We start from the raw sequence: 26,774 nt of genomic DNA, 5'->3' as shown, positions 1-26,774 counted from the left end.
CTGTTATTTCGCTTATTCTAAGCTACTTTTAACATGTCGTAACTTTTCATTACGAAACGTGTCGCACCATTAAAATAGTTATGCGTATCTATAAACTTTCCATTCTCTGAATAATTTGTCACTATTTTTAAAGATCTATTTTTATTAAATGTTAGTAATGTTCCTATCCAATAAAATATATTCTGATCTCTAAAGAAAACTCCCTTTTGTGTTAGAACTTCATCTTCATCATAACGCTCTATTGAATATCTCTTTTCTTCAATCATTTTCTGTTTTTTTCTTAACTTTCCATCCTCATAGTAAGAGATATTTAATTTCTCATATCCACCTACAACATTGTATGAATAATCCTCTTGATTATGTTCACAAAGAGCATCTTCCCACTGAATATAGTTCTCTATTCCTCCTGATTTATAATATGATTTTGAATAGTTTAAGTATGAAGACTCATCAACTAAATCATACTTGTTAATCGACTGTAATTCTCCGGTTTCATAAAACCACTCAGATATACCAACTCTTAATCCATTTTTATAAGCTAATTTGGCATATAGTTTTCCATTTTCATAATAAATTAGTGAATCGTTTATTGGGGCATTATTAGAATAGTAGGTTTCATCCTGTAACTGCCCTGATTTATAATATTTCAAAAACTTTCCACAACGCTTTCCATCTTCTAAGTCTATGATACACTCTATTTGACCATTCTCATAATAGCTTTTAAACTCACAACTCTCTTTTCCTAATTTATAAAAACTATCTGTTTTTACAATTCCGTTTTTATAATAATCTTTATACTCTCCATCTATTAAATTATCCACATAAGAACAGATCTTTTTTAACTGACCATCTTCATAAAAAGTCCATCCCATTCCTATATATTCATTACTATTATTTAAGGTTCCTACACTCTTTAGATTTCCATTTAAATAATATTCCACAATCTTTGAAAACTTTTTAAATTTATATATTTTACTTTTTAATTCTCCGGTTTCATAAAATTCTATTGTTTGGTTCAAGTTTGTTAAAAATTTCAAACTTCCATCCTCATAATAATATTTAGAAGTTCCCACAATTTCACCGTTGACATACTCCTGCTCTTCTAGTAAAACATCCTTTTCATTATAAAGACAACGATAACCATTTTTTACAAATTCAAAATTTTCAACACAATACTCCTTTAAGGCTGGATTAATAACAAGAGTATTGTATCCTGTAGGTGTTACAATACGTTGAGACATTAAATTATTTGTAATATTTTCAAAAACTTCTATCTTTATTATATTTTTATTAATTGTATCAAAAGTTATATCTTCATAAGAGGCTTCGTCAAAAATACTTCTAATAACTCCTACATTCTCTGAAGAAAACTCCCAATATTCTAAAGCATATTCATCATCTAAATAGTATTCTACATATCTATATTCATCTTCATTTCGACTAGTAAAACTATTATAAGAAATATTTAAATACTCTATCTCTTCTTCATTATTTAAATAATAAATTGTATAAAAACCTTCATCACTACTTAACTCAATTTTTTTTAAAAACATATTATTTTCCAACATCTTCCCTCTCTTGAATTTTATACCATAGTTCATCTGTAAAAAAAGTAGATTTTATTTGTTCCATTATATTTTCTATAATACTCGTATCAACTTCCTCTTTTTGAACTACTCTTTTATCTTCTCCTGCTTTTGTATACAAACTTTCAATTTCATAATTTTTCACTGTTGCTATAAGCTGCTCTCCACCATCTAAAATTAAAATTTCTTCAGGATTTTCCTCAGCATCAAAACTGATTTGAATTTGAATCCCAAGCTCTTTGGAAAACTCTTTGTATGTTTTTATCTTGTTATCTTTTATATAAACCGCTTCGATACTATAAAAGTCATTTTTCAATATTAAGCTTCTATCTTCAAATGTGGTTGCTGAAGCATCAACTATAGATAAAAATAAAAGATATATCAAAATTAAAATAATTTTGTTCATACCCACCCCTTTGTTTGCTTTATAAAATATATCTTAATACTAATACATTTATCTATTAAATTCAATAATATATTAAAGATTTTATTTATAATATTTTTTAACTCAACGAACAGATATTTTCATATTTATCTATTTGACACTTTATTTCTCTAATGGTAAAATAAAGTTTACGAACAATTTTTTTAAAAAATAGTTATCTAGGAACAACTTTGAAAAAATGATAACATATTAGAATATAAAAAATTAGATTTCGAAATATAAGGAGAGATAGATTATGAAAAATAGATTAAACTTACTGTGCTTAATATTGTTAATAGCACTACTAACCGCCTGTGGTAATAAAGAGTCTGAAATATCTAAAAAAGAGGTTGTTGCAGCTCAAGTTGGAGCAGCAAAAAGCTTAGATCCTCAAGGTACTAATGACAAAAGATCACTTGAGGTTATCGTTCAACTTTACGATACTTTGGTCGAAGTTGACAGTGATATGAATTTAAAAGATGGATTAGCCGAAAGTTGGGAATATATAACTCCGACTAAAATTAGAATGAAGCTAAAGAAAAATGTGTTCTTCCATAATGGAGACCCTTTAAAAGTTGAAGATGTTATCTTTTCTTTAAACAGAGTTAAAAACTCAAAAATAGTTGGAGTTATTGGTGAGAGTATAGACACTCTTCAAAAAGTTGATGATGAAACTTTTGATATTAATACAAAATATCCTACAAAAACTCTTTTAAAATTTTTAGCTGACCCTGGAGCATCTATTGTAAGCGAAAAAGCTGTCACTGAATCTGGAACTAATTTTGGACAACATCCTATTGGAACAGGTGCTTTCATTTTAGAGGAATGGATAACTGGAGATAAAATTACCTTAAAAAGTAATGTTAATCATCCTTTTAAAAAACCAAACATCGACAAATTAGTTTTCAGAAGTATTCCTGAAGCTACCAATAGAGTTATTGGATTAGAAACAGAGGAACTCCATGTAGCTTATGCTGTTTCACCTATAGACGCTGAACAAGTTCAAAACAATCAGAACTTAACTCTTATGACAGTTGATCCTCTAGCAATAGAGTTCATCGGTTTCAACATGAATGATTCAAAATTAAAAGATAAAAATTTAAGAATGGCAATAATCTATGCCTTAAATGCTGATGAGATTTTAGGTACAGTTTTAGGAAAATACGCTGAAAGTATCAACTCTCCTTTAGCTTCAAATATGTTTGGATACACAGATGATAGAGCTGTCTATAATCAAGATATTGCAAAAGCTAAAGAGTATTTAGAAAAAGTTGAAAACAAAGAGAATCTAAATCTATCTATAACAATCCACAGTAACAGTGACAGTATGCAAATATCTCAAATTATTCAAGCTCAATTAAAAGAGATTGGAATAAATCTAACTATAAATCCTTTAGAGTGGGGAACTTTTATAAGTGAAACATCAAATGGAAAACACCAGCTTTTCCATCTTGGTAAGACATCTCCAACTGGGGATGCTGAGGAAGCATTAACTGTTTTCAATGAAAAATTTATAGGTCCTGCTGGAAATAGATTCTTCTATTCAAATACAGAGGTTAACCAACTTTTAAAGCTAGCTAAAGAGGAGATAGATGACCAAAAAAGAGAGAGCTACTATCAAAAAGCTGCAAAACTTATTCAAGAGGATGGAGTTATGGCAATATCATTTACAAGAAAAGTTATTGCTGGAGTCAATAAAAATATATCTGGCTTCGAACCTCATCCGAGTGGAATGCACAGATATTATAAAGTCGATAAGAGGTGAGATAAGTGAAAAATAAAAAGATTGTAGTCGGTTATCAAGGAATCGAGGGAGCATTTAGTCAAGAAGCTATGTTTCAATATTTTGGGGAAGATATTGAAGCTAAAAATTATAAAACATTCGAAGACGTTTTTATAAACCTTAAAAATGAAGAGATTGAGTATGGTATTTTACCTATTGAAAATTCAACTACAGGATCTATCAACTTAGTTTATGATTTATTAGATAAGTATGATCTTTTTATAGTTGGAGAGGTTTGTATAAAAATAATTCAAAATCTAATCGGCAATAAAAATTCTACCCTAGAGAATATCAAAGAGATTTACTCTCATCCTCAAGGATTTGAACAGAGTAAAATCTTTATAGATTCTTTAAGTGACGTAAAACATATTCACTACCACAATACAGCTCTAAGTGTAAAATATATAAAGGATTCTAACTCTTTAGAGAAAGCTGCTATTGGAAGTAATCGTGCTTGTAAAATTAATAATTTAAAAATTCTTAAAGAGAACATAAATGATAATGAAAACAATAAAACAAGATTTATTGTTATCCAGTCAAATTTAAAAAGTCATCCTGATAATAATAAAATTACAGTCGGAATAAAATTAAAACATGAAATTGGAAGTTTGTATAAAGTGTTAGGTGAGTTTTATAATCATAAAATAAATCTTACAAAAATCGAATCAAGACCTATAGGTGACGGGACTTTTTCATATAATTTCTATATTGATTTAGAAGGAAATTTATCTCATGACAATTTGAAAAAAGCTTTAAATAATATAACTAAAGAAGTAAAAAAACTAAAAGTTTACGGTAGTTATAAAAAATGTAAAATCCTGACATAATAAAGAAAAAGTGCCAAATTTAAATGGCACTTTTTTTATAACCTTCTACTTCCCCCAAACCTTTTCTAAAAACTGAGAATAACTTATTTTATCACTATCATAGTTAACCTTTATAGATTCAACATCAATACCACTAACGATTTTGCTCTATTCATTTTTTCACCTCAAACTCTTTTAAAAACTCTCCGTATCCCTCTTTCTCTAACTCTTCTAAAGGAATAAATCTAAGTGCAGCAGAGTTCATACAATATCTCTTTCCCGTGGGTGCTGGTCCATCATTAAATACGTGTCCTAAATGAGAATTTGCATGCTTGCTTCTCACCTCTGTTCTTGGCCAGATAAGTTTAAAATCCTTTTTCAACACTATATTTTCAGAAACTAAAGGCTTTGTAAAACTTGGCCAACCAGTTCCGGATTCATATTTGTCATTAGATGAAAAAAGAGGTTCTCCTGAAACAATATCTACATAGATACCCATTTTTTTATTATCATTATACAAGTTTTCAAACGGAGGTTCAGTGCCATTTTTCTGAGTAACTTCATACTGTATATTAGTAAGTCTTGATTTCAATTCAGCATCACTCGGTTTTTTAAAATCTTTCCAATCTCCAAAAGCTAAAGTTCCAATCATAATTCCAACTCCTATAAAAAATTTTAGTTTCATACTATTCTCTCCTGTTCATATAAAAAAACTATAAGTTATATTCATCTAAATATGATTTTCAATCTCTTTTCACAAATTTAATTTTTTATTTCTCTTCAAGCAGTTTGACGATATCTTTTTCGAAACTTAAAGGAGTATCTGTTGGTGAAAATCTTTTTATTACATCACCTTTTTTATTAACTAAAAATTTTGTAAAGTTCCATTTTATTTCATCATCTACTGTTATAAAATTTCTCTTTTCTTTAAGTCTTTTGTATAATTCTAAAGAATCTTTTGTTTCATCTGCTTTTGGAGCCTTCAATCTCAAAAATTTAAATAAATCAGAGGAGTTATTTCCATTTACATCAATCTTAGAAAAAATTTTAAATTTAACACCGAAATTAATATTACAAAAATTTAAGATTTCAGAATTTTCTTCGGGAGTTTGTTCTCCAAATTGATTAGATGGAAAATCTAATATCTCAAAACCTTTCTCTTTATATTTTGTATATAATAACTGTAATTCTTCATATTGAGGAGTATACCCACAGTGTGTTGCGGTATTTATAATCAAAAGAGTTTTTCCTTTATACTCTTCAAGTGAAATTTCATTACCGTTTGAATCTTTTACTTTAAAATCATAAATGTTTTTCATTAGTATTCTCTCCTTTTTTATTTATTTTTTAAAGAATATCATATAGTTAAGATTATTGTAAATTAGTTGCTTTTTAGTAACTAGTTATTAAATATTATCTAGTTGCTTTTTATTTTTTTAATCAATTTTATTTATTTTCATTTAATAAATCATTTATTTTTTGTAAACGTTCTTTAGAATAGTTATCTAAATTTTTACTCATAGTAGTTAGTATAAATTCAATTAAAGCTTGAGTAGATATAATAGAATTGAAATAACTTATCCCTCTTATATCGGTGAAAAGAGTGATATCTCCTAAATTAGCAACAGGTGAAGTTGTTTTGTCGGTTATAACAATCACTTTAGCATTAGCTTTTTTAGCTAATTCAATTAGAAGAGAGTAAGTTTTTGAATATTTAGGATGAGAGATAAGAAGTAAACAATCATCTTTTTGTATGTCAACTATATTTTTTATAAGTTCAGAATTGTTTTGACTATGAGTAATTACATTGTTTAAAATAAAACCTAGACGTAAACCAAAAAATGAAGCAATACCAGATGTACTTTTGAATCCAATTACATATTTTTTATTAGAGGTATTTAGTATGTGTATAGCTTTTTTTATTTTGTCAAACGAATCATTATTTAGAGTTTCATCAAGATTATTAATAATCGAATTTCTAAATGTTTCAATTAAATTGTTTTTATTTAAAATCTCTTCATTTAAGCTTAGTTTTTCTGATGGAGTAAGAATTTTATTACTAACTTCCTCTTTTAAATTATTTTTGAAATCTTTAAAGTTTTTAAATCCTAATGATTTTACAAATCTGATAACAGAGGTATCACTAATATTTAATTCTTTGGCAATATCAATTGATGTTAAGAAATATATTCTATTTTTATTATTACAGAAAAAATCTGCGATAAGAGTTTCTGTTTTAGTCAAATTTTTATTTTGTATTCTTTTTTCTAGAGAACAAATCATAAAACGCTCCTTAAAATATTATTTACAATATAGCTTAACATATTTTTGTTTATATATGAATAATAAATATTTATATATTTTTATAAGTCTAAAAAACTGTAAATCAAACAAAAAATTCAAAAAAAGATTGACTTATTGAAATAAAGTATGTATATTTTGTTTATAGATAAACAATTTTTCGCGGAAATGTTTTTTAAAAAATATTTTTGGAGGGTAGAATGAATCAAAAAGAGAAAAAGAAAATTAGCTTTCCACACACGTATGTAATTATTTTGGGGTTAATAATTTTTGCAACATTACTAACTTGGATTGTTCCAGCAGGTCAATTTCCAAGAGTAAAAGATGTGGTTACAGGAAGAACTATAATTGTGGCAGATCAATTCGCTTTTATAAAAAATACTCCTGTTAATTTTTTAGATATTCCATTCAAGATTGTAGATGGATTAAATCAATCAAGCAGTATTGTATTTTTGGTTTTAATTGTTGGGGGAGCATTTCATGTGATAATAAAAACAGGGATGTTTCAGGCTCTTACAGCTAAGGTAACAAAAACTTTTGGCGATAAAGAAAGTTTTTTAATTCCAGCATTTACAACAATATTTGCCATAGCTTGCATGAGTATTGGAGTTAATACATTTATAGGATTTGCTCCAGTCGCAATAATATTAGCAAGATCGATGGGGTATGATGCGATAGTTGGAATTTCAATGGTTGCTTTGGGTGGAGCAATAGGATTTAGTACAGGAACATTCAATCCTTTTACAACAGGAGTAGCACAAGCTCTAGCTGGATTGCCTATGTTCTCAGGATTAGGATATAGAGTATTCAGTTTGATTGTTTTTTTAATTGTCACAAATATATATATACTAAACTATGCTAAAAAAATAAAAAAGAATCCAGAGTTAAGCGTGGTTAGTGATTTAGAAAAATTAGAAAATACTCTTGAAAATAATCAAGATGTAATGCCAGAGATAGAGAGCAGACATTACTTAGTTTTAATAATAGTAGTAGCACTATTTGGTGTTTTAATATATGGTGGAACAGCTTGGCATTGGGGATTGAATCAAAGTGCAGGATTATTTATTTGGATGGCTATCTTAGGAGGCCTTGCATATGGATTTTCACCAAGTACTATAGCAAAAGAATTTGTGAATGGAGCTAAAGGACTTATATTTGGGGCTTTAATAATAGGTATAGCTAGAACAATATCGATTATTTTGACAGATGGTAAAATATTAGATACATCAGTTTATTATTTAGGAAATATGTTAGCATCATTACCACACTCATTCCAATCAACAGGAATGTTTTTAATGCAACTATTTATAAATGGATTAGTTACATCAGGAAGTGGTCAAGCAGCAGTTACAATGCCGATAATGCTTCCTGTAGCTGATATTATAGGTATGACTAGACAAACAGCAGTATTGGCATTTAATTTTGGAGATGGATTAAGTAACTATGTTTTACCAACATCTTCAGCACTTATGGGATTCCTTGCTATAGCTAATGTTTCTTATGAAGCTTGGATGAGATATATGGGAAAACTATTTTTACTTTGGATAGTTACAGGATCAATACTAATAACAATAGCAAACTGGATAGGATACGGTCCATTTTAATTAAAGGAGAAAGATATGAAGCAAAAAATTTTTGACAGAGTTGAAAGATTAAAAGATGAATTAACCAACCTAAGTGATTTTATTTTTGATAATCCTGAACTAGGATTAGAAGAGTTTAAAAGTTCAAAGAAAATTGTAGAGATTTTAAAAAACAATGGATTTGAAATTGAAATGGGAATAGGAGGATTTGAAACAGCTTTTAAAGCAACATATGAAGTTGGAAATTTTGGACCTTCAATTGGTTTGTTGTGTGAGTATGATGCTTTAGAAGGTATGGGACATGGATGTGCTCATCATCTTCAAGGACCAAGTGTTATAGGAGCCGCTTTAAGTTTAAGAGACTCATTGAAAGATAAAAATTATAAAATTGTTGTGTATGGAACTCCAGCAGAGGAAACTGTAGGAGCAAAGGTGAAAATGCTTCAAGAGGGATGTTTCCAAGATATAGATGTAGCACTTATGATGCATGGAGCCCCTGACACAACAACAGATGTAAAATCTTTAGCTCTTTCAAATTTTACAATAAAATTTCATGGAATAAGCTCGCATGCAGCTTTAGCTCCAGAAAAGGGAAGAAGTGCTTTAGATGGCTTAATTTTACTGTTCCAAGGAATTGAATTTTTAAGAGAGCATATGAGAGATGATGTAAAAATACACTATACAATAACAAATGCAGGTGGTCCTGCAAATGTGGTTCCTAAATATGCGGAAGCAAAAGTAAGTATAAGGTCTTATGATAGATTTTATTTAGATCATATTATTGAGAGGTTTTCTAAGGTGGTACAAGGAGCTTCTCTTATGACTGAAACAGAGTATGAGATTATAGAAACAAAAAGGTTAAATAACAAGATACCAGTATTAGAGCTAAATCAAATCCTAATGGATAATGCCAAATTGGTTGATGCACCTAGATTATCTCCCCCTAGAGAAAAAACTGGTTCAACAGACTTTGGAAACGTAATGTATCAAGTACCAGGTTCATGTATAAGAGTTGCATTTGTGCCTAAAGGGACTTCATCGCATTCAGAAGAATTTTTATGTGCAGGTAAAAGTAAAGAAGCTCATGATGCAATAATATTTGGAGCTAAAATTTTAGCAGGGACAGCTTATGATTTAATTCAAGATGAAGAACTATTTAGAAAAGTGAAAGAAGAGTTTAAAGCTAATAAAGAAAAAAGTGAGAAAATATAGATAAAACATATAGAAATAGTCGGTATATTTTTTATATACCGACTGTTTTTATTTTAAAACTATTTAAAGTAATAGCTTAATTAATTCATAGTCTGAGTAATTTTCTAATTCGAGTATCTTATCATATGGATTACCCTCTAATTTTAATAGAAAGGCAAAGGCTGGTTCTGTTTTCATGCCATCTTTTTTTAGTTCGATTATTTTTTGACGGAATTTAGAGTCTGCTAATTGTAATATTCTATCTTCGATTATCATATGTCGATAACCATTTGTTTGGGTAGAGTTTATATGGCTACCATAAATCTCTATTTCCATTTCGTCTATAAAAAAGTTAGCTACTAATAGATTATTTTTAAATAGATCCTCTCTAATAGAAAAATTTTTTTGTTTTGAAAAATTTTCTTCTATAAGCTTTCTAAAATCTAGAATATTTGTAAAATAACAGACTATATCCAAATCACTTTTTTCGTTATCAACACCTAAAGGAATAGTTCCAACTAAAATTGGAGTGAAATTTTTAAGTGTTTCAAAAATTTCTAACTCTGATAATATCTTATAACTTTTTTTCTGTTTTTCATTTCCAAAAGAAAGGTATTCTATACTTTGGAAATTGATTTTAGTCATTATAAATCATTTTTTTACTCATACCACCATCAATGATTATATTTGCTGCATTTATAAAGTCATTTTCAATATCAGATAAAAATAAACATGCATTAAGAATATCCCGAGGAGTTCCAACTCTTCCTGATGGGTGTTGTGAATGATCTGTTGCAGTCAAAGTATTATAATTTTCAACTTGTATCCATCCAGGGCTAATAGCATTAACAGTTATAGGTGTTTTGGCTAAAGAAACAGCAAGAGTGTTAGTTAAAGAGACTAAACCGCCTTTAGAAGCTCCATAAGCTTCCCAATTAGATTCATTTTGATTCCATCTAGTAGAAGTGATATTTATTATTCTACCATAAATTTCTCCTTTATTTATTTTTATAAACTCTTTACAACAGATAAAACTTCCACGCAAATTAACATTTATAACATCGTCGAACTCATCTATAGAGATATCTTCAATATTTTTATTAAAAGTTGATATGGCAGCATTATTTATAAGTATATGAGCATTTCCATATTTTTCAACAATTTTAGAGAATGAATTTTTTATCTCAGTTTCTGATCTAAGATCAACCTGTATGAAGTCTATATCTGAAGATAGTTCATTATGTTTTTTTATATCTAAAACGACTACTTTGTATCCCTTCTGACGGAATCCCTCTGAAAGATGGTACCCAATACCACCAGCACCACCAGTAATAATACATATATTATTTGAAAAATTTTTTTTCATTTTACCACCTTTATTTTTTTATTTTTTTTATTCCAAAATACATTAAAGCTAGCCCAACACTCAGATTTAATGTAGATAAAATATTTTTATTTAAAAAATTACTACTCAAAGAACCTATAAATCCAATAAAACTTAAAAATATTAAAGTAGCCAAAAGAGAACCTATAGAAAATAGTAAAATTGATTTTTTATCTAAAAAGTTTTCATTTAACTTAGTACTAAAAACACCTATCCAGAAAAGAATTGTCATAGGATTAGCAGCTGTTAAAAAGAAAGCTTTTAAAAAAGGAAGATTAGAATTAAAATCTTTAAATAGATTGATACTTGGCAATATAGAAAGATTAAAATATCCTAAAATTAATTGAAGTCCAAAAATAATAACAATACCAGCTCCTAATAAATTAAAAGATTTTTGAGTTTTTTCATTTTTTATAAATGATGAAATTCCTAAAATAGCTAAAATTATATACATTGCATCAGCAAGAACGACTCCTAAAACTCCAAATAAAGTATGTATAAAACTTTCGTTGACTCCTAATGAAAATATATAAAGGCAAACTGGACCAATAGCAAGTTGTAATAACATCCCAAATTTAAAACCTTCAATCAGCATAAAATCCCTCCATTTATCTAGAATTAATCTTCTACAAATAATAACAGAAATATTTTTAAGTGTAAATTAAAATATTAAACTGGTTACTTTTTTGTAACTAATTTACATTAATTATAAAAGCATGGTAATCTAAAATAAAAAGGAGTTGATGTTTTATGAAAAATTTTTTAATTCTTGCTCTTTTAATTTCTAGCATATCTTTAGCTAATGAATCTATAGGTATTGGAAAAAATGAAAAATTAAATTTGTGGAAAGAGAGTGGAAGTCATATTCAGAAGAATATAAACTTATAGTTTTTTAAATATAGTTAGGAGGATTTTTATGATTCTTGGAATTAGTGGAAGTGGCCGAACTAATGGAATAACTTCTAAAGTTATAAAAAAAATATTAGAAAATTGTAATGAAGAAACTGAATTTATATCATTATCTGGAAAAAAAATAGGAGGTTGCTTGGGATGTACCGCCTGTGCCAAAGATAATATTTGCATAATCCAAGATGATTTCCATGAGATTGCTAATAAAATGTTAAAAGCTGATAAAATAATTTTTGGAGCTCCTAATTATTTTGGAACTTTAAATGCTATTTCTCATAGTTTTTGGGAAAGAACTTATTCTTTTAGACATAATGAATTTTTAGGATTAGCTGGAAAACTAGGTGTTATTATAAGTATTGGCTATAATGAAATTGGCACAAGTTCTGTTAATGAAGAATTAAAAAAATTTATGAGTAAGTATAATTTTATGTCTATTATAAAAGAAATGTTTATTGAAGGTTACTCTCAATGCTATACATGTGGCTTTGGATTAACTTGCTCTATAGGAAAAGTTGTTAAAGATCATGGTTTTATTGATAAAATAGAACCACATCACTTACCAAAAACACTAGAAGAACAAAATCAATCTTTATTTGAAATAAAAAAGAGCGTAATACTTTTAAACAATATAAAAAATGATAAAGTATAAACGCAAATAAAATTTTAGAGAAATAAAAATAAAAACGATACCAAAATTTAATTAATTCAGGTATCGTTTTTTATTATTAATTTTCAAAATGTATTTTAGAAAAATCTAAATCTTTATCTTCATATGCTACTTTTTGTTCATCTGGATATCCTAAAGAGATTATTGATACTATCTTTAAATTCTTAGGAATATTTAATAAATTAGTAAGATATTCTTCAGAAGATAAGGTGCTCGAATGTTTATGCCCTTTCACATTGACCCAACATCCTCCAATTCCTAAATCAAAAGCTTTTAGTAAAATTGAAAAAGATACAATAGAACAATCTTCATTCCATAGATTTGATTTCTCTGGATCTCCTAAAACAACTATTCCTAAATTTGCTCCTTCTAGCATCGATCCACTACCACTATCTTTTGCCTTTGCCATTTTTTTTAATTTTTCTTTATTTTTCACCACAATCAATTCAAATGGTTTTATATTTTTACCTGTTGGAGAAGATAATCCAGCCTTTAAAATTTCATTCAGTTTTTCATTTTCTATGTCTTTTGAAATATACTTTCTAATCGATCTTCTTGCTAAAAAATCCACGATTCCTCCTTCAAAACTAACAACATTATTTTATACTTTCTAAATTTACAAAAACTCGTCCATCCAAAATAATTCTAGCAGTTCTATACACTCCAAGTCTTGTAATCTTACATTCATTATCTATGTACTCCGCTGTTGATTCCACAGGAATAACTCCTCCTGGATGACCTATCTCTATTTTATCATTTTCCTTTCCTCTTTGTGAAAGTAAGTTATAAACTATACTTCCCTTTACTCTTGCTATTGCTCCCGTTCCTACAGTGCCAGTTACAGGATATGTTTTATGCATCTTTAGCATAAATACTAATCTAGAAACTATATCTACATCCTCTTTTGAAACTTCAATTCCATTAAAAGCTTTATAATTTTGTGATCTACTCACCATTGCAAAAAATGGTTGATACGGTGTTTCTTTTGCTGCTTTTTCCCACGAGTCAACTAAGCCTAATTTAAAGCAAATCTCTCCTCTTATTCTCTCTATTTTATTCATCAATTCTTTATTGTTATCTATCTCTGATGCTGTTTCTGTACCTATTAATCCAAGTTTTTCTGCTTCTATAAATATAACTATATTTCCAGCGTCAACCACAGATACTTCAAAACTCTCATTTCCAATACTAATAATATCTTTTGCATTACCTGTTGGAAGTAATTTCCCTGTTATCCCACCTACAACATCTGACCAATCAAGAGTTATCTTTGCTCCTGTACCTGGAACTCCATCAATTTTAAAATCTCCATTAACTATTGCTTTTCCGTTTTTAACTGGTACTTCAACCTCTAATATTCTTTTTGTATTTGTTAAATGAACTTTTACTTTAGTTATCGGTTCAATCGCTTCTACCAATCCATTATTAACAGCATAAACTCCTACTCCAGAAGATATATTTCCACAATTTCCACCATAATCCACAAAACTATCTACAAAACTAACCTGTCCAAAAGTATAATCTATATCCGCATCTTTTCTTGTTGATGGTCCTATTATAGCTAATTTACTTGTTAATGTATCTGCACCGCCAAGGCCATCTATTTGTCTCACATCTGGACTTCCAAAAATTGATAAAATAATTTTATCTCTTAACTTTTGATCTTTTGGCAATTCGTTTTCCATTATAAAAATCCCTTTACTCGTTCCACCTCTAACAATAGAACACTTTATTTCAAGTGATTCTTTTTCAAAATAACAACACTTCATTTATTTCCTCCTTTTTAATCTTTTGAATATATTACTTCATCATTAACAATAGTTTTTAAAATCTCGATATCTTTAATTTTCAATGGATCACATTTATAAATATTTTCAGACAATACAACAAAATCTGCGAATTTACCTTTCTCTATTGAGCCTAAAACATTTTCTAGTTTATACTGATATGCTGAATTTAGAGTTGATGCTTTCAATGCATCTTCAACAGATATCTTTTGCTTTTCTCCAATCACTCTTCCGGTAGTTGACAATCTATTTACTGCTGACCAGATTATTTTCAATGGTTCCATTGGAACTACAGGTGAATCTGAATGAAGTGTAAATATAATTCCCCTATCAAGAGCACTTTTACAAGGACTCATTCTCATAGCTCTATCTGGTCCCATGAAAATATTTACATGTCTATCTCCCCAATAATAGGTATGTAATATATAAAAAGATGGAATAACTCCTAATTTTTTCATTCTATCTAACTGATCTTCCCTAGCCATTTGAGAGTGAATGACCACATGTCTAGCATCTGAAACAGGATTCTTAGTTTGACACTCTTCAAAAGCATCTAAAATATCATCTATTGCTGCATCTCCATTTCCATGGATATATACTTGTTCTCCTCTATCATGAAATGCTTTGACAGTTTTTATTAATTCATCTTTAGGCCACATCGGATATCCTCTGTAAGTTTCATCTTTATCTTTTGGTACTTTAAAATATGGTTTTGTCAAATAACCAGTATATCCTTGAATTGAACCATCTTGATAAGTTTTTCCAGTTCCTTTCATCAGCATATCATCAAATTTAAAGTCATCTAATTTGTCAATTAAAGCTATATTTCTATTCAAAATAATTCTGGATTTTATAACTTTATTTTCTTGTCCCCACTTTAGTAAATCAATCTCCTTAAGTGTTCTTGTCGCTCCAGTACTCGCAGTTGTTATTCCAGCTTTTGAATATATCTTATTTGCTGTTTCAATTGCTACTTTTTCATCTTCATTTGTTACTTTAGCTAAATATATATTCAATAAATCTAAAGCTTCTTCTATTACACCATTTACTTTCCCATCAACATCTTTAACAAAAATACCATCTGCAGGGTTTTCAGCAAAATCATCTATTTGAAGCATTCTCAATCCCATTGTATTTAAAAAATGTATATGCCCTGATATATGTCTAATAATTATTGGATGAACATCTGATATTTCATCTAAATCTTTTCTTGTTAAAAATCTTCCATCTTCTAGATTAGAGTCATCAAATCCGAATCCTTTTATCAATTCACCTTTTTCAGTTTTTTGAGCTTTTTGCTTTATTTTTAATAAAATTTCTTCAAACTTTTTTATTTTTCCGATAGGATAACTATTCAAATTTATTTCTGTGCCCTCTCTTAAACCAACTTGAAAGTAGTGACTATGTGCATCAAAAAAACCTGGAATTAATGTTTTTCCTTCTAGATCAAATAATGCTGCTTTGTGATACTTCTTTAATAATTCTCCTGTTTTTCCTAACTCTTCAATCAAACCATTTTTTACATACACAGCTTCTACATATCTCTCTTCATTAAAAACAATTATTTCTCCACCATAATAAATCGTCTCTCTCACTTTGACCTCCTTTTAAGATTTTTCACAATAAAACTTTCATTATTAACATAGCCAGTGAAGCATTGAAAATTGAAATCCCAAAAAATATTAAATAGTCATTTGCTCTTATTCCGATTGGTCCAAGTAGACGCCCCATGTATTGAATTTGAGCTCCCATCAATGCAATAGCAGGAAAAATTATGGTTATCTCTTTTTGTCCTACAATACCTAAATCAAATAGTCCAATTAACACTCCAACACCACCAGCCATAGATAGCCATGCGCTTAATAAAACTGTAATGGTTTCTCCTGGTAATCCAAAAATTCCCATAATAGGTCCAAAAACTTTTCCAATATGCTCTAACAAATTAGTTACTTGAAGTATTTTTATTATTATGAATGCCATCATAACATTTGGAATTATACTATTAATACCTATATCAAAACCTTTTCTGCACCCTTCAATAAAATAATCAAAAATATTTTTTTTCATCTGCATCCCCTTCTATATCATATAGATTTCTTTACAAAGGTTACATACGCTCTCATAAGGTTTGCTCCAAAAAATTTCAATCCAAAAATTATTACTAATGGAAAGCCAATTGAAACATTTATATAATCAAATAACCCCGACATAACTGCAAAATAATTTACTATAGTTCCTCCAGCTGAAAATGCAAATGCTGCTGCTATATATTTTTCTTTTGGAGTAATTAATTTTTTCTCTTCTAAAGTATTAATTAATCCTGCCGTTGCATCCATACTTTGAAGACTTGTTATTAGCACTACTGAAAATATTCCTGAAATTCCAAGTATAGGTTTCAAAATTGGTGTCAACAATTTTTCACCAGCCTTTAATCCACCATATGCTTCAACTACATTTACCACACCTAAGGCAAACATAACTGCTGGAACTAGGCTCAACGCAAACAAAAATCCATGTTTAGCTCCATCCCCTGCTATTCCTTGAAATGTTGCTGTACTTCTACTCATCGTTCCAAAGCTTCCACTTAAAGTGGAAAAATCGAAAACTTTCAAAATTCCATCTTCTGAAGAAAATAATCCCGAAAAGAAAACAATTATAAAAATTAATGCTATATAGCCTACAATTTGATTTTTTCCATCTTTCAAATCTTATCCCTCCAGTTTTATTTCAAGTTTTTCTTTAAATAATTTATCAAACCATCCATTTCAACAAACTCCATTATGTGTTGAGGTATTTTTTCACAACGATATCTCTCATTTTTATTCTTGTTAAAAATTATTCCATTGATATAATCTATTTCTAAATTATCAAACATCTCAATTTTCTCTGTTTCTTCACATTGAATTGCTAAAATTCCTAAATTTATACAATTTCTATAAAAGATTCTAGCAAAAGATTTTGCAATTACTACTTTTATCCCTAATTCTTTTAGCATTAAAGGTGCTGTTTCTCTACTTGAACCCGACCCTAAATTATTTTCAGCTACAAAAATATCCCCTGGTTCACAAATTGTTGAAAACTCTGTATCAATCGGACTCATTGTATATTTAGCTGCCTCTTTTATAGGTAACTCCATATAAGCCGGTGGCGAAATAATATCTGTATTTATATTATCTCCATATTTTAAGCTTCTCCCATTTATCTTCATTACTATACACCCTCCTCATTTGATAAAAATCTAGGATCAACAATCTCTCCTTTAATCGCTGAGGCAATTACTGTAAGTGGTGAAGCTAAATATACCGAACTTTTTTTACTTCCCATTCTTCCTATAAAGTTTCTATTAGTTGAAGATATACAAGTTTCTCCCTCTCCAAGTGCTCCTGAATGTATTCCTAAACAAGCTCCACAGCTCGAAGCTAATACAGTTGCTCCAGCATCTGATAAAATTTGTAAAATTCCATCTTTTGCACATCTATCCCATATCTCTTTTGAAGCTGGAGATATTAGCAATCTAGTTCCCTCTGCTATCTTTTTCCCTTTTATGAAGTCTGCCGCTATTTTCAAGTCGTTATATCTTCCACCTGTACATGATCCTATATAAGCTTGATCAATTTTAATATTCTTTAATTCTTTTGCCTTTATAACATTATCAACTTCATGAGGGCAAGAGCATAGGGGTTCTAACTTTTCTACATCAATTACAATTTTTTCTAAATATTTTCCATCACCATCTTCAGATAAGAATTCTACATCCTTATTTTTTATATCTATATTCAATGACTCTAAATATTTTTTTGTAATCTCATCATATTTTATAATCCCATTTTTTGCTCCTGCTTCAACAGCCATATTCGTAATACATAATCTCTCATCCATGATTAAGCTTTCTATTGCTTCTCCTGAAAACTCCATTGCTTTATAAGTTGCACCCGCATGACCTATTTTTCCTATAGCTGATAGTATTAAATCTTTAGCCATTACTCCTTTAGGAATTTTTCCTTTAAATTCAATTTTTATTGTTTCAGGCACTTTCAACCATATTTTTCCTGTAGCTAAAACTCCAAGCATCTCAGTCGAACCAATCCCTGTTGAAAATGCTGATAAAGCTCCATAGGTACAAGTATGACTATCAGTTCCTAAAATAACTTCCCCAGGTAAAACTCTCATTTTTTCAACCATAACTTGGTGGCATGGTCCTGCAAATTCGTAATAGTTTTTTACTCCATACTCTTTTGCCCAATCTCTTGTGAATTTTACAATACTTGCCTGATGAGCATTTGCAGGTGGAGTATAATGATCTGAAATAATCGTCACTTTTTCAGGATTCCAAATTTTTAACTTTAACGCTTTCATTTTTTCAGCTATTTCTATTCTTGGTCCTAAAATATCATCCATCATAGCTTGATCTACATCTACCCAAACAATGTCTCCTGCTTTTATTTTTTCAACTCCAGCAGCTCTTGCCAAAATTTTTTCTGTTAATGTCATCCTCAATTATCCTCCTGTTAACTATAAATTGTTAAATTAAAACCTCCAATTAAAATAAATAGAACTACTATCAACATATTCATCATAGAAATTATAAAAAGTTTTTTAAATTTTTGTGCAAAATCGTCACCTTTCACTTCATAAAACTCTGAGTAAGATGCCATAACAAAAGCTCCTCCTGTTGAAACAGGACTTAATCCCGATGGCGATGATCCGTTTATAACAGCTGATAAAAGTAGCGCTCCTGGAATTATGTTTTGAAGATTTAAAGTTTCTTGTATCACTGGAATTGTTGGAATCATCGTAGGCATAACAACCCCTGATGTTGAACTAAACAAACTCATTACACCTGAGGTTAAAGCTAAAATTGAAGCCGAAGTTTTTGGAGTCATCAATAATGCTAATGTATCTGCTAATAATTTTATTCCTCCTAAAAGAACAACCAGGTTCATCAAAATTCCCATTCCTGATATCAAAAGCAGTGTATTCCATGGTATTGAAGAAAGTGCTTCTTTTTCAGTTCCAACCTTTAAAAAAATCAAAATTACACTTATAAAAAAGGATAAAAAACCTATATTCATATTAAATCCTGCAACACCTATAACCATTATTAAAATTGCTAAAAGTGTAATCAATTGATCTCTATTAAACTTCGATTTTTCTGTTTCTTTAGTTGATGATTTTAATTTATATCCTTTTAAAAATATATATGATATTATGCTTGCAAATGCTGTTGCTAAAAATGTATTTATCATCATTGTTGTTGATAAATTTCCTGTAATACCAGCATTCCTAGCTAATTCTAATCCTATTATTCCTGTTGGAGCCCAAGGGGCAATTCCGCCACCAATGGATCCCAACTGTCCCATTGTTGTAAGCAAAAATGGATCTGAATCCAACTCTTTTGCTAATGGTATTCCAAAAAGTGCCGACAAGGCAAATCCCGCTATTGTCCCTGCACCTAAAAAAGTTATAAGATACATAACCACATACATCATAAGAGGCATTAAATACGCTCTTTTTCCAGAAATTTGAATCATTTTTACAACTATCAATTTTAATGTTCCATTATGCTGTGCTATTCCAAACAACATACTCACACCAGCTAACATCAAAAATAAAGATGAATTAAATCCTCTAATTATATCTCTAGTTGGAACATTTCCTATATAACCCAAAACCAATGATGTTCCTAACGCTAAAACCCCTATATTCATTTTTTTTAAAAAACCTAAAGTTATAGTAAATATCAAAAAAAATAATGCTCCAATTTGAATCCCCACTGACACCTCTCCTTTATTTATCTAATTTTTTTCCAAAAGTTACCTCTATCCCCTCTTCTAATCCTTGTCTCCAAACGCTCCATTCATGCTCCCCATCAACTATTCTTAAATTTGGAACATCATTTTTTGCTCTAAAAGCTTCAAAAAGTTCAAGAACATTTTTTTGATATATTTTCTCACCATATTTATCTTCTAAGTTATCCTTATCTCCAACTATTAAAAATACATTAGTTTTCAATTCTTTCTCCTCGTAATTTTTCCAATGATTTTTATAGTATTCTCTTTTTATATCTTCCTGAGTTACAGGTGATACTGCTGTGTGTCTTGGTGCAAGTTCTTCAAAAAGTGCAGGACTCATTAACAAAAGATTTCCAAATTTTTCAGGGTCATCTAAGAAAAATGTCATCACTCCAGCACCTCCCATAGATACTCCACCTAATCCTCTATCCATTCTATCTGTCGAAACTTTATATTGCTTATCTATTTCAGGAAAAAAATCTCTTTTAAAAGCTGTTTTTATTGATTCTTTTCCATCTACATACCATGAGTTTCCAGCAGCAGGCATCACTACAACCATCGGTTTTATTTTTTTTGTATTTATAAGTTTATCTAAAATTTTTACTATATCTCCATTTTTTTCTCCTAACCAACTATTCTGATCACCATTCAAACCATGAAAAAGAAATAAAATTGGAAAATCTCTTCCTTTTTCATAACCTTTAGGAATGTATGCTTTATACGAAATATTTCTCTTCAAAACATCCGAGTAAATAGTTCCGTCTTCTAATTCTCCTTTCCCAAAAGGTGTCAACGACAATACCAAAAGTCCTATTAAACACAATTTTTTCTTCAACATTCTATACACGCTCCCTAGATATTTACTACAATCTTACAAGCGAATTTGGTCCTATAGGTATATTCAAATAATACCATCCTATTAATAATAAGCCCCAACTCAAAATTGTAACTACTGTATAGGGAAGCATTAAAGATATTATGCTTCCTATTCCAGCTTTTTTATCATACTTTTGTAAAAACACAAGAATTATTGCAAAATAAGTCATTAATGGAGATATTATATTTGTGCTTGAGTCTCCAACTCTAAAAATCAACTGAGTAAACTCAGGAGTCAATCCTAAGTTATAAAACATTGGAACAAATACGGGTGCCATTATTGACCACTTTGCAGATGCCGATCCCATAAATAGATTTAAAATACAAGTTAACAATAAAAATAGTACAATTAATGGCAGTCCAACTAAATTAAACTCTTTTAATAATTCTGCACCTTTAACAGCTGCGATAATTCCTAAATTAGTATAGTTAAAATAAACTATAAATTGTGATGCAAATAATGCAAATGCTAAAAATCCTCCCACTTCACTTAAAGATTGAATTATCATTTTAGAAAAAGATGATGAATCTGTTATCTGTTTAGTTACAATTCCATAAACTGTTCCTGGGAGCATAAAAAACAACATAATAGCTGGCATTAATCCTCTCGAAAGAAATGTATTTATATTTCCGTTATCTCTTAAAACCCCATTTTCAGGTACCAGCATCATTAACATCACTAATATATATACGATGATTGTTATCACAGAAAATTTTAATCCTTTCTCCTCTTCACTTGATAGCGAACTCTCTAAGTTAATATCATTCTCCTCTTCACTTTCTTCAGAGTTTAACCTATCATATCTACCAAGCCTAGGTTCTATCATTTTTTCAGTTATAAATACCCCGATTACTGAAAGTAAAAAAGTGGAGATTATCATAAAATACCAATTAGAAGTAGGCAAAACCGTATAGTTTGGAATAAAAATTTTAGCTGCTTCAGTACTTATTCCTGAAACAATAGCATCTCCTGGACCTATCAATAAATTTGCTGCAAAGCCTGCTGATACTCCATAAAATGTAGCTGCAAAACCTGCTAACGGATGCCTGTTCAAAGCCTTAAAAATTTTAGCTCCAAGTGGAATTAAAATCAGATATCCTATCGCATCTGCAGCAACGTTAGACATTACTCCTAAAAAAATTAAAACAAAAGTTATATATCTTGGATTTGTTTTTATTAAAATTTTTTTTAAGATTACTACTAAAAGCCCTGTTTTTTCCGTTAATCCAACTCCTGCTATAGTTACTAACATCAATCCCAACGGTGCATAATTTATATAATTATTCGTAAAATTAGAAAATAAAAACAAAACTCCAGAAGAACTCAAAAGACTTCTAACCCTTACGTTCATCTCTTCAATATTGCTCGTCACTCTATTGAATCCTATATATGTTACATTTAAATTTGACCTTAATGCAATTTCAGAGATAATAATAATCACAATTGATAAAATTAAAAAGAGTACCACTGGATGAGGTAATTTATTACCTATCAACTCTACAACATTTAAAAATCTATTTATAAATCTTTTATTAAAACTACTTTTTTCTGAAATCTCCATTTTAAACAACCCCAAGACGTTCAGAAACTATTTCAATCAATATTTTTTCACCAATTGTTAAAGCTTCTTTTTTAAATGTCATTTTTTCATGGTGTAATCCTGGCACTGCTTCTGCTCCAATACCTAAATAGGAACTCTTACACTTCAAATCTCTTGTGAAATAATGGAAATCTTCACCTCCATAATTAACCATTCGCCCATAACTTTTTCCCAATACTTTTTCTATAGCTATTTTACAAGTTTGAACCATCTCCTCATCATAAGTAGCAGCAATCACTTCTCCGAAATATACCTCTTCTGCTGTAGCTCCGATAGATTTCGTTGCCATATCAACCGCAACTTTTACTTTTTCCTTCATTATCGACATAACTTCATTTGATTCAGATCTTATATCTAAAGCCAATAATGCTTCTGAAGGAATTTTATTATATGTTCTACCTTCAACAGAGATATTTGTAACTTTAATAGAATGATTTACTGCTGGATTTATCTTTATTGAATTAACAGCATTTGTGGCTAATACAGCCGCCTCTAAAGCACTAACTCCTAAATGTGGTCTTGCTCCATGAGCAGAAAGTCCTTTAATTTTATATCTAAGTTGAACTGTTGCAGAGTGATAAACAGCTTCTGAAGCTTCTCCAAGTTTCATATCTTCGATTGGTCTCAAATGAATTCCAATTAACTCATCAATCTTTCCTAATCTTGGATCTTTTAACATAGCTAAAGCTCCACCCGTTAATTCTTCTGCTGGTTGAAATATAATTTTTAAAATACCTTTTTTTATACCTTTTTCTTTACAATATTTTGCAGCTGCCATAACCATTGCACAGTTAGCATCGTGGCCACACGCATGTATATTAACAACCCTTCCATCAACTATAAACTCTAATGCATCCATATCTGCTCTCAAAGCTAGTATTGGCCCTGGTTTACCACTATCATAAATAGCAACTATTCCTGTTCCTCCTACTTTCTTATGTATTTTGAAGTCATATTTTTCCAATTCTGAAATTAATATTTTAGATGTTTCAAATTCTTCAAAACCTCTTTCAGGAATCTCGTGTAATCTATCAAATAGTTGTTCTACATAATTTTTTCCCAATTTCTTCCTCCTTAATTTTTTTTATCCTCTAGAGTAAAGATTATCAAGTCAAACAACTCTTTTGTTGAAAACTTTTTAGTTTTATTTTTTAATATATTTTTATAAAAATTTTTCTTCTCACAAACTTTTATAAGTCTAAATATCTCTTCTATATTTGATTTGACAAATTTGTGAGCGTTTTCTTTTCTCATAGCCTCCTTCAATGTAATAGGGTAATTTATCACTGAAAAAAAGCTATCTATTCCTTTTTCATGTGTTTTCCAAGCATCTTCTGTAACTCCTCCTGCAATTGCAATGACTGGAACATCAAATTTTTTAGCTATCTTTGCAACTCCTATTGGAGCTTTTCCCATAGCAGTTTGATTATCTAATCTTCCCTCTCCAGTTATAACAAAATCCACATCTTGTATTTTGTTTTCTATTCCAACTTTTTCCAACACAATCTCTATACCCGGAGATAGCTTTCCATTTAAAAAAGCTACTAAACCTCCTCCTAAACCTCCTGCAGCACCTGCTCCAGATAAATTTGATATATCTATCTTGATCTCTTTTTTTATAACTTCTGCTAAATGTTTTAATCCTTTATCTAGTTTTTTTACCATCTCTTCTGTTGCACCTTTTTGTCTCGAATAAATTTCAGCAGCTCCATTCTCACCATAAAAAGTATTATCTACATCACAAGCTATTAAAAATTTACATTTTTTTAATTCTGAAATTGCCTCTGACGAATCAATATATTTAACTTTAGATAAAATTTCTCCTCCAAATCCTAACTCTACTTTATCTTTATCTAAAAATTTATATCCTAAAGCTTGTAACATTCCTAGTCCTGCATCATTTGTTGCACTTCCTCCTATTCCAATTATGAACTCTCTACATCCTTTTTCTATTGCATTTTTTATTAACTCTCCTGTTCCATAAGTCGTAGTTTTCATAGGATTTCTTTTTTGAATTGGAACCAATGTCAATCCTGAAGCTTCCGCCATCTCTATAACTGCAGTTTTTTTATCCCCCATTATTCCATATCTAGCCTCAATCTTTTCCATAAGTGGATTATTGACTTTCAATGATACAAATTCACCATTAGTTCCTTCTACTAAAGAGACCACTGTTCCCTCTCCACCATCTGCTATAGGTATCTTTGTCACTTCTGCATCTATATAAACCTTCTTTATTCCTTCTTCTATCGCTTCTCCAAGTTCTAAAGAACTTAAACTTCCTTTAAACGAGTCAATTGCCACTAATACTTTCATAAGATTCTCCTTTATTAAATAAATCTAAACAATCCCAACAAAGACATTATTGGAACGAACGCTACACAAAATACACTCCATCCTAAAAGTTCTATAAAAATTTTTTTGGAGTCTAGTTTTGAAAAAATAGCGTCACTTGACAGTGCCGATATTATAAGAGCCCCAATTGTACTCATAGGTGAAAATCCGGCAAAAGATGATGTAACTGCAATGGATGTCACTATATCGGCTGCTGGAATACTGTTTCCTAAGTTTTCAATTATTCCGCCTACTGTTGGTAATAACGTAGGTAAAACAACCCCTAATGTTGATGAAAACCAACTCATACTTCCTGCCATTATTCCAGAAATCATTCCCGCAGTTCTATTCCCCATAATAGCTGATAAATATTCTGTTAAAAGTTTTATTCCTCCAGAAGATATTACAAAACTCATCAATACTCCTACCCCTGTTACCATAACTATAGTATTCCATGGAATAATTCTTAAAACATTCTTCTCTGTATCCACTTTCATTAGAATCAAAAATACGCCTATTATAAAGCCACTTATTCCTACATCCATTTTAAAAATTGTTATAAATATAATCAAAATAGCTATCCCTAATAAACATAACTTATCATTTTTATCAAATTCAAGATTTTCACCTTCTTGAGTTGAATTTACATCTTCTATTGCTTTTACCTGATGTCCTTTATATGCAAAGAAAAATATAATTGATAACAACACTGTTACTATTGTTGCATTTATAAAAAGAGGTTTAATTATATCTGTTATACCTTGATCATTTAAAAGTTTACTTACTAAAATTCCTTCAGGAGTTATACTTGTGAATCTTCCTGCATATGTTGCTGCAGACCCAATCAACATCAACATCACAGGATTGTATCCACTTTTGTGAGAAAGTGGAACTGATATAGCTAAAACAAGAATAACTGCTGGAATACATCCTGGTCCTACTGCTGCTACAAGCAATCCAACCAAATATATGATTATTGGTATTAAAAAGATTTTTTTTCCTATTCTTATTACAAAAGATTTAACTATTTTTTCCAAAACTCCATTATTTTGAACAATACAAAATAAAAAAGAGATTCCCAATAGTGTTAAAAATAAAGAACCACTGAATCCTCTTCCTATGTTTCTAGGCTCAAAGTTAGAGTTCAAATATGAAAGAATTCCAGCTCCTGTTATTGCTAATATTCCGACATTTATTTTTTTCAAAAATCCTAAAGCTATAACTAAAAATAGGGTTATAAGAGCTATAAAACCAGGATTCATATTTTACTCCTCCCCTGTATAAGTACTTATTTCAACTAAATTTTCGTCAGCATCTCTTAAATAGATACTTTCGATTTTTCCCATAGCTCCTGTTCTTGAAACTATCCCTAATTCAATTGGAACATTTTTTTCTTCCAGTTCTTTATAGATATCATGAATATTTCCCTCTGCAATTAAACAGATATCTGCACTTCCAAAAGTTACATTTTTTGCTGCTGGTAAAAACTCTGCTTTCTCTCTATGAATATTTATTTTTTGATTTCCGAATTTAACTGCATATCTGTCGTTTCGATTATCCAACTCCATTCCTAATATATCTACATAAAAATATAAACATTTTTCTAAATGATTTGTCGTTATAACCAAATGATCTAAATTTTTTATTTTCATATCTATTTCCCCTTTTTTTTATTTTGTTTCTGTTAACTTAAAATTTATTGAAACTACTCCAATCCTTTGAGGTATAATAGTTATTCGACCAACCAATA

27 protein-coding genes and 1 pseudogene are annotated in these 26,774 nt (G+C 29.6%); 6 read left to right on the top strand and 22 right to left on the bottom strand.

Features of this window, described 5'->3' with window-relative positions; all coding sequences use genetic code 11:
• Positions 1–17 precede the first annotated feature (17 nt).
• Positions 18–1,553, bottom strand: a complete 1,536-nt coding sequence (locus L992_RS10375; RefSeq protein WP_197053417.1) for a toxin-antitoxin system YwqK family antitoxin — start codon at positions 1,551–1,553, stop codon at positions 18–20.
• Between the two features lies 1 nt (position 1,554).
• Positions 1,555–1,992, bottom strand: coding sequence for a hypothetical protein (locus L992_RS10370; RefSeq protein ID WP_047396104.1), 438 nt, complete (start codon positions 1,990–1,992; stop codon positions 1,555–1,557).
• 274 nt (positions 1,993–2,266) lie between these two features.
• Between L992_RS10370 and L992_RS10365 the strand changes: the two genes are divergently transcribed.
• Both L992_RS10365 and L992_RS10360 read left to right on the top strand, forming a co-directional pair.
• On the top strand, positions 2,267–3,775 hold the full coding sequence (locus L992_RS10365) for an ABC transporter substrate-binding protein (protein ID WP_047396101.1): 1,509 nt from the start codon (positions 2,267–2,269) through the stop codon (positions 3,773–3,775).
• A 5-nt stretch (positions 3,776–3,780) separates the two neighbouring features.
• The gene (locus tag L992_RS10360) at positions 3,781–4,620 is read left to right on the top strand and encodes a prephenate dehydratase domain-containing protein (RefSeq protein WP_047396098.1); all 840 of its coding nucleotides are present in this window, start codon (positions 3,781–3,783) and stop codon (positions 4,618–4,620) included.
• Between the two features lie 151 nt (positions 4,621–4,771).
• Here L992_RS10360 and msrB read toward each other — a convergent pair.
• The 3 genes and pseudogenes from msrB to L992_RS10345 form a co-directional block, all read right to left on the bottom strand.
• Positions 4,772–5,203, bottom strand: a pseudogene (msrB, locus tag L992_RS10355) (peptide-methionine (R)-S-oxide reductase MsrB); the annotation flags it as partial.
• 166 nt (positions 5,204–5,369) lie between these two features.
• Positions 5,370–5,918 carry a glutathione peroxidase gene (locus L992_RS10350; protein WP_047382043.1) on the bottom strand — a complete coding sequence of 183 codons (549 nt, stop codon included), beginning with the start codon at positions 5,916–5,918 and terminating at the stop codon, positions 5,370–5,372.
• A gap of 127 nt (positions 5,919–6,045) precedes the next feature.
• Positions 6,046–6,882 carry a MurR/RpiR family transcriptional regulator gene (locus L992_RS10345; protein WP_047382045.1) on the bottom strand — a complete coding sequence of 279 codons (837 nt, stop codon included), beginning with the start codon at positions 6,880–6,882 and terminating at the stop codon, positions 6,046–6,048.
• A gap of 218 nt (positions 6,883–7,100) precedes the next feature.
• On the opposite strand from L992_RS10345, the gene L992_RS10340 reads away from it, so the two are divergent.
• Both L992_RS10340 and L992_RS10335 read left to right on the top strand, forming a co-directional pair.
• Positions 7,101–8,504, top strand: a complete 1,404-nt coding sequence (locus L992_RS10340; RefSeq protein WP_047382047.1) for a YfcC family protein — start codon at positions 7,101–7,103, stop codon at positions 8,502–8,504.
• A gap of 15 nt (positions 8,505–8,519) precedes the next feature.
• Positions 8,520–9,695, top strand: a complete 1,176-nt coding sequence (locus tag L992_RS10335) for a M20 family metallopeptidase (protein ID WP_047382048.1) — start codon at positions 8,520–8,522, stop codon at positions 9,693–9,695.
• A 63-nt stretch (positions 9,696–9,758) separates the two neighbouring features.
• On the opposite strand, the gene L992_RS10330 is transcribed toward L992_RS10335, so the two are convergent.
• Genes L992_RS10330 through L992_RS10320 form a run of 3 tightly spaced genes read right to left on the bottom strand, consistent with a single transcriptional unit; the run spans position 9,759 to position 11,653 of the window.
• Positions 9,759–10,319, bottom strand: a complete 561-nt coding sequence (locus L992_RS10330; protein ID WP_047382050.1) for a DUF4269 domain-containing protein — start codon at positions 10,317–10,319, stop codon at positions 9,759–9,761.
• Positions 10,312–11,040, bottom strand: a complete 729-nt coding sequence (locus L992_RS10325; protein WP_047382051.1) for an SDR family oxidoreductase — start codon at positions 11,038–11,040, stop codon at positions 10,312–10,314. Before L992_RS10325 ends, L992_RS10330 begins: the two co-directional genes overlap by 8 nt.
• 10 nt (positions 11,041–11,050) lie before the next feature.
• Complete coding sequence (locus L992_RS10320) at positions 11,051–11,653, bottom strand: LysE family translocator (RefSeq protein WP_047382052.1); 603 nt, start codon at positions 11,651–11,653, stop codon at positions 11,051–11,053.
• Between the two features lie 155 nt (positions 11,654–11,808).
• Between L992_RS10320 and L992_RS13565 the strand changes: the two genes are divergently transcribed.
• Positions 11,809–11,946 (top strand): hypothetical protein, encoded by a 138-nt coding sequence (locus tag L992_RS13565; protein WP_156110685.1) that lies wholly within the window; start codon positions 11,809–11,811, stop codon positions 11,944–11,946.
• Between the two features lie 28 nt (positions 11,947–11,974).
• On the top strand, positions 11,975–12,616 hold the full coding sequence (locus L992_RS10315; protein WP_047382053.1) for a flavodoxin family protein: 642 nt from the start codon (positions 11,975–11,977) through the stop codon (positions 12,614–12,616).
• Between the two features lie 76 nt (positions 12,617–12,692).
• Here the strand turns inward: L992_RS10315 and L992_RS10310 are convergent, their stop codons facing one another.
• From L992_RS10310 to L992_RS10245, 14 genes are read right to left on the bottom strand one after another with little or no spacing between them, the layout of a single operon-like run.
• On the bottom strand, positions 12,693–13,205 hold the full coding sequence (locus L992_RS10310) for a nitroreductase family protein (RefSeq protein ID WP_047382054.1): 513 nt from the start codon (positions 13,203–13,205) through the stop codon (positions 12,693–12,695).
• A gap of 25 nt (positions 13,206–13,230) precedes the next feature.
• Positions 13,231–14,403: a 2-methylaconitate cis-trans isomerase PrpF family protein gene (locus tag L992_RS10305; RefSeq protein WP_052191689.1), complete on the bottom strand. Its 1,173-nt coding sequence runs from the start codon at positions 14,401–14,403 to the stop codon at positions 13,231–13,233.
• A 14-nt stretch (positions 14,404–14,417) separates the two neighbouring features.
• A complete protein-coding gene (locus L992_RS10300; RefSeq protein WP_052193974.1) occupies positions 14,418–16,016 on the bottom strand; it encodes an amidohydrolase in 1,599 nt (532 codons plus the stop codon).
• Between the two features lie 22 nt (positions 16,017–16,038).
• Entirely contained in the window at positions 16,039–16,488 is a 450-nt protein-coding gene (locus L992_RS10295) for a YjiG family protein (protein ID WP_156110684.1), read from the bottom strand.
• A gap of 17 nt (positions 16,489–16,505) precedes the next feature.
• Positions 16,506–17,126: a nucleoside recognition domain-containing protein gene (locus L992_RS10290; RefSeq protein ID WP_047382056.1), complete on the bottom strand. Its 621-nt coding sequence runs from the start codon at positions 17,124–17,126 to the stop codon at positions 16,506–16,508.
• Positions 17,127–17,143: 17 nt separating this feature from the next.
• Positions 17,144–17,629, bottom strand: coding sequence for a 3-isopropylmalate dehydratase (locus tag L992_RS10285; protein ID WP_047382057.1), 486 nt, complete (start codon positions 17,627–17,629; stop codon positions 17,144–17,146).
• 2 nt (positions 17,630–17,631) lie between these two features.
• Positions 17,632–18,912 carry a 3-isopropylmalate dehydratase large subunit gene (locus L992_RS10280; RefSeq protein WP_047382059.1) on the bottom strand — a complete coding sequence of 427 codons (1,281 nt, stop codon included), beginning with the start codon at positions 18,910–18,912 and terminating at the stop codon, positions 17,632–17,634.
• Between the two features lie 17 nt (positions 18,913–18,929).
• Positions 18,930–20,195, bottom strand: coding sequence for an SLC13 family permease (locus L992_RS10275; RefSeq protein ID WP_052191691.1), 1,266 nt, complete (start codon positions 20,193–20,195; stop codon positions 18,930–18,932).
• 13 nt (positions 20,196–20,208) lie between these two features.
• A complete protein-coding gene (locus tag L992_RS13180) occupies positions 20,209–21,051 on the bottom strand; it encodes an esterase family protein (RefSeq protein WP_052191692.1) in 843 nt (280 codons plus the stop codon).
• 25 nt (positions 21,052–21,076) lie between these two features.
• Positions 21,077–22,651: an AbgT family transporter gene (locus L992_RS10265; protein ID WP_047382061.1), complete on the bottom strand. Its 1,575-nt coding sequence runs from the start codon at positions 22,649–22,651 to the stop codon at positions 21,077–21,079.
• Position 22,652: 1 nt separating this feature from the next.
• On the bottom strand, positions 22,653–23,753 hold the full coding sequence (locus L992_RS10260; RefSeq protein ID WP_047382063.1) for an amidohydrolase: 1,101 nt from the start codon (positions 23,751–23,753) through the stop codon (positions 22,653–22,655).
• 11 nt (positions 23,754–23,764) lie between these two features.
• Positions 23,765–25,006 (bottom strand): glycerate kinase, encoded by a 1,242-nt coding sequence (locus L992_RS10255; protein WP_081982859.1) that lies wholly within the window; start codon positions 25,004–25,006, stop codon positions 23,765–23,767.
• A gap of 14 nt (positions 25,007–25,020) precedes the next feature.
• Positions 25,021–26,286 (bottom strand): SLC13 family permease, encoded by a 1,266-nt coding sequence (locus tag L992_RS10250; RefSeq protein ID WP_047382066.1) that lies wholly within the window; start codon positions 26,284–26,286, stop codon positions 25,021–25,023.
• Between the two features lie 3 nt (positions 26,287–26,289).
• On the bottom strand, positions 26,290–26,676 hold the full coding sequence (locus tag L992_RS10245) for a VOC family protein (protein WP_047382067.1): 387 nt from the start codon (positions 26,674–26,676) through the stop codon (positions 26,290–26,292).
• Between the last annotated feature and the right edge of the window lie 98 nt (positions 26,677–26,774).

Source organism: Cetobacterium sp. ZOR0034 (assembly GCF_000799075.1).
Classification (GTDB): domain Bacteria; phylum Fusobacteriota; class Fusobacteriia; order Fusobacteriales; family Fusobacteriaceae; genus Cetobacterium_A.
This window is presented reverse-complemented; position numbering and strand designations above follow the sequence as displayed.